The following is a 3,665-nucleotide window of genomic DNA, read 5'->3' on the forward strand; positions in this document are numbered from 1 at the left end:
AAATGGTAATGCCTGGTGATAACATCAAGATGACAGTAACTCTAATCGCACCAATCGCGATGGATGAAGGTCTTCGTTTTGCTATCCGTGAAGGTGGTCGTACTGTAGGTGCTGGTGTTGTAGCAACTATCGTAGCGTAATTATTAGCCTAGCTAATTATTACCAAAAAGCCCGAGCTTAGTCTCGGGCTTTTTAATGTCTAAAATAAAGTACGATTTAAGATGCCGCTTTAACCTTAGGTGAAGATACTTGGTAACAATACTCAAAGTATCATTAGTGGTATTACTAAAAACCCGAGCTAAGCTCGGGTTTTTTAATGTCTAAAATAAAGTGCCATATGAAGGTGGTGCTCTTACTTCAGGTGTAGGTGCGTTTTAGTAACGTTCAAAGCGTAATTATTAGCCTAGCTAATTATTACCAAAAAGCCTGAGCTTAGTCTCGGGCTTTTTAATGTCTAAAATAAAGTACGATTTAAGATGCCGCTTTAACTTTAGGTGAAGATACTTGGTAACAATACTCAAAGTATTATTAGTGGTATTACTAAAAACCCGAGCTAAGCTCGGGTTTTGATAAGTTATGAATGTGTCATACTTAGCTGAAAACTATTCGATGTTTTGGATCTGAATGTTGATTAGTATTTATTAATTTATATATATCAGATGTTTGAAGTGTGTTGTTGTGCGTAATGTTGATTGTTAACCACCGATTTAACCACCAGCTGGTTGATCCTTAATGTATAGAGGCGTTCACTAAAACAAACACACTAAGAAATCTACTAGTTTGAAATATACCAGCTTTATACTCTTTTCTCCATAAATGCTCTTATCTTATAATAAATGGATATTACTGTATCTAAATACCGATTTTTTAAACTATAATAGACACTACTGTATCCATGAGGTTGAGTATGAAATTTTCACTTTTAGATGACACCGATGTTAGCCAAGCTTTTGCAGCGCACCTTCGTGGTTTACGTGAGCAGGCTAAACTATCGCGAGAAGCGCTTGCCCAGCGTAGTTGTGTGCCTGCGCCTACCATTAAAAAATTCGAACTCACTGGGCAAATTTCTTTTCGCCAGTTACTACTCTTATGGCAGTCACTTGACTCACTCGATAGGCTTTATCGGCTAACCCAAGTAAGCACAGAGCGCAATGCTTTACCCGCTAGTATAGAAGAGGTCCTTAAAGATGAGTTTTAAATCAATTCAAAAGCTCAATGTGCAACGAACGCTTGCAACGGGTGAGACTGTGTCGGTGGGCGTGTTAGCTCAAAACCGCCAGGGAGTATTCTTTCAGTACTTTGATGAATACATTAGTAAATTTGGAAATTTATCCCCGTTTACTTTACAAGCTAATGGACAGCTTCAACAAGCACCTAAAGAGCCTCACCAGGGGATTCATGGCGTTTTTGGTGATAGTTTACCTGATGGCTGGGGGTTGTTACTCCAAGACCGAATATTTCGCCAGCAAGGCGTTTTACCTGCGCAAGTAACAGCAATGGATCGTTTAGCTTTTGTTGGCAGCCAAGGGATGGGGGGATTGTCTTTTACGCCTGTATCAGCGTTTTCACCTGAACAACATCAAAATATTGACATAGCAACACTTGGACTAGAAGCACAAACCTTGTTTGATCAGTCCATTCTTGATTATAAGGAGGCTGAAGAATTAGATGGTAATACCCAACACGTTTTAGCAACCTTGGTTGCTGTGGGGAGCTCAGGTGGAGCAAGGCCTAAAGCACAAGTTTATATGCCTGCTGGTGATGCAAAGCAATGTCGTACGTATGCACAGCCAGGAGATGAGGCATGGTTGGTTAAGTTTACGTCGAAGAATTTGGCTCTAGGTCATGAAGAGGGCTTATGTGAAGCCGTGTATCTACAAATGGCTGAGCAAGCTAAATGCCAGCCACCGGTTTGGCAGTTAATTGATGCGCCACCAAATAGTGGCGCAAAGGCTTGGCTAGCACTGAAACGTTTTGACTATTTACCCAAAGAACAAGGGCTACCGGCAAATAAAGCCGATAGTGTACATCATGCAGGGCGTTTGCATATGCATAGTGCCTGTGGCTTATTAGATGCCGACTTTCGTACTCCTAGCTTAGACTATAGTGATCTTATTAAAGCCAGTCGTCAGCTGTGTAAGTCTCCTGCGGCAGGGCAACTTCAGTTCCGCCGTGCCATTTTTAATTTATTTGCAGCTAACCAAGATGACCACAGTAAAAACTGGGGCTTTTTACAAGGGGATGATGGTAACTGGCAGCTAGCCCCCTTTTACGACGTTACATTTAGCCCTCATCCCTTTAATGAGCATGCAACAGCCTTTGCAGGGCATGGAAAAGCGCCGCCACTCAAAGTAATGCAAAAGTTGGCAGCAAGTGCAGGTTTTGCTAATTGGAAAGAGGCCCAGCAATGTATTCATGAAGTCGTTGATGTGATTGATAACTTTACATCTTTGGCAACAAAACAAGCGGTTAGTAAAACAACTGTACAAGCAATTGCAGAGACACTCGCCCAGCGAAAGCAAGAGAACGCAGCGCTACTTATCTAGCCAGTAAGCTAAATAAATACAGATATATTTCATTTTCCTGGTTCAACTAATAATCAGGAAAAACTATGGAAATTATGCAATATCAAAATGAACGCTTTCTTCGTTTGAATGAAGTAACCAGCATAACAAGCTTGTGTAAAAGCAGTATCTATAACCTTATTAAAGCGGGTAACTTTCCGAGCAATATAACTGTTATGGGTAAGCGTAAAGCCTGGGTAGAAAGTGAAGTTCAAAACTGGTTACTGGCAAGAATAAACGAGTCTCGCCAGTGCTAATATCAACTCATAACGCTATCAACAATAAATGTTGCTAGCGTTTATTTTTGTTTTCAATAAAGGTCTGTGCTGTTTTTTTTGATTAGTTATCTAAAATATAACTCATTAGGTGTTTAGCAAACTATGGGCAGTCCACTTCTTAATTGACTTGTTAGTTGCCCTTAGTTAATCTGTGTGTACAGTTGTGATGACGAGGTTGTTATGGATACTAGAATTCAATTCCGAATAGACGAAGATGTGAAAAAATTGGCGCAACAGATGGCTGAAAGTCAGGGCAGAACAATCAGTGACGCTTGTCGAGAGTTAACTGAGCAATTAGCTGACCAGCAAAGATTGAAAGCGTCACATGAAACTTGGTTAAGTGAACAAGTAAACCAAGCATTCAAAAAAATGGAGATGGGTAACTCCAAGTTTATCGCGCATGAAGCCGCAAAGACTGCAATGGAAAAAAGAAAAGCCAAAATTAGGTTGCGAGATTAAAAGTGATTTACTGGGAAGAGCAGTCTTTAGACGATAGAGAGAAGATTTTTGAGTTTTTGTATGAGTTCAATGCTCTGGCAGCAGAGGCTACAGATAAAGTCATTGAAGAAAAAGTTGAAAACTTATTATATCAACCAGAGATGGGTGTCGAACGTGAAGGGGTAAATGGCCGACTACTAATTATTCCAGAGATCTCAATGATCGTGTCATATTACTTCGACGGTAAAAATATAAGAGTTATGAGAGTACTTCATACAAAGCAGAAGTTTCCAAAATGACTCTGTTGCCAAAACTTTGCTCAGCTGTGAGCCGAACAGGCGACAACTATCCTGACACCTGTCTCTTGATCACATCTCCTGTTGTT

The 3,665-nt window shown here is 40.4% G+C and carries 5 protein-coding genes and 1 pseudogene; all 6 read left to right on the top strand.

Annotated elements, in window-relative coordinates; genetic code table 11:
* Positions 1-140: pseudogene (locus GQR53_RS20240) on the top strand (elongation factor Tu); the annotation flags it as partial.
* Positions 141-907: 767 nt separating this feature from the next.
* Positions 908-1,198, top strand: a complete 291-nt coding sequence (locus tag GQR53_RS20245; RefSeq protein ID WP_024598676.1) for a helix-turn-helix transcriptional regulator — start codon at positions 908-910, stop codon at positions 1,196-1,198.
* Positions 1,188-2,546 carry a type II toxin-antitoxin system HipA family toxin gene (locus tag GQR53_RS20250; RefSeq protein WP_165745035.1) on the top strand — a complete coding sequence of 453 codons (1,359 nt, stop codon included), beginning with the start codon at positions 1,188-1,190 and terminating at the stop codon, positions 2,544-2,546. The genes GQR53_RS20245 and GQR53_RS20250 overlap by 11 nt, the downstream gene beginning before the upstream one ends.
* Before the next feature lie 65 nt (positions 2,547-2,611).
* Positions 2,612-2,821, top strand: coding sequence for an AlpA family phage regulatory protein (locus GQR53_RS20255; RefSeq protein ID WP_024598678.1), 210 nt, complete (start codon positions 2,612-2,614; stop codon positions 2,819-2,821).
* A 201-nt stretch (positions 2,822-3,022) separates the two neighbouring features.
* Positions 3,023-3,301, top strand: coding sequence for a type II toxin-antitoxin system RelB/DinJ family antitoxin (locus GQR53_RS20260; protein ID WP_165745036.1), 279 nt, complete (start codon positions 3,023-3,025; stop codon positions 3,299-3,301).
* A 2-nt stretch (positions 3,302-3,303) separates the two neighbouring features.
* Complete coding sequence (locus GQR53_RS20265) at positions 3,304-3,579, top strand: type II toxin-antitoxin system RelE/ParE family toxin (protein ID WP_165745037.1); 276 nt, start codon at positions 3,304-3,306, stop codon at positions 3,577-3,579.
* Positions 3,580-3,665: the final 86 nt, after the last annotated feature.

This window comes from Pseudoalteromonas sp. Z9A6, from assembly GCF_011378805.1.
GTDB lineage: Bacteria > Pseudomonadota > Gammaproteobacteria > Enterobacterales > Alteromonadaceae > Pseudoalteromonas > Pseudoalteromonas distincta.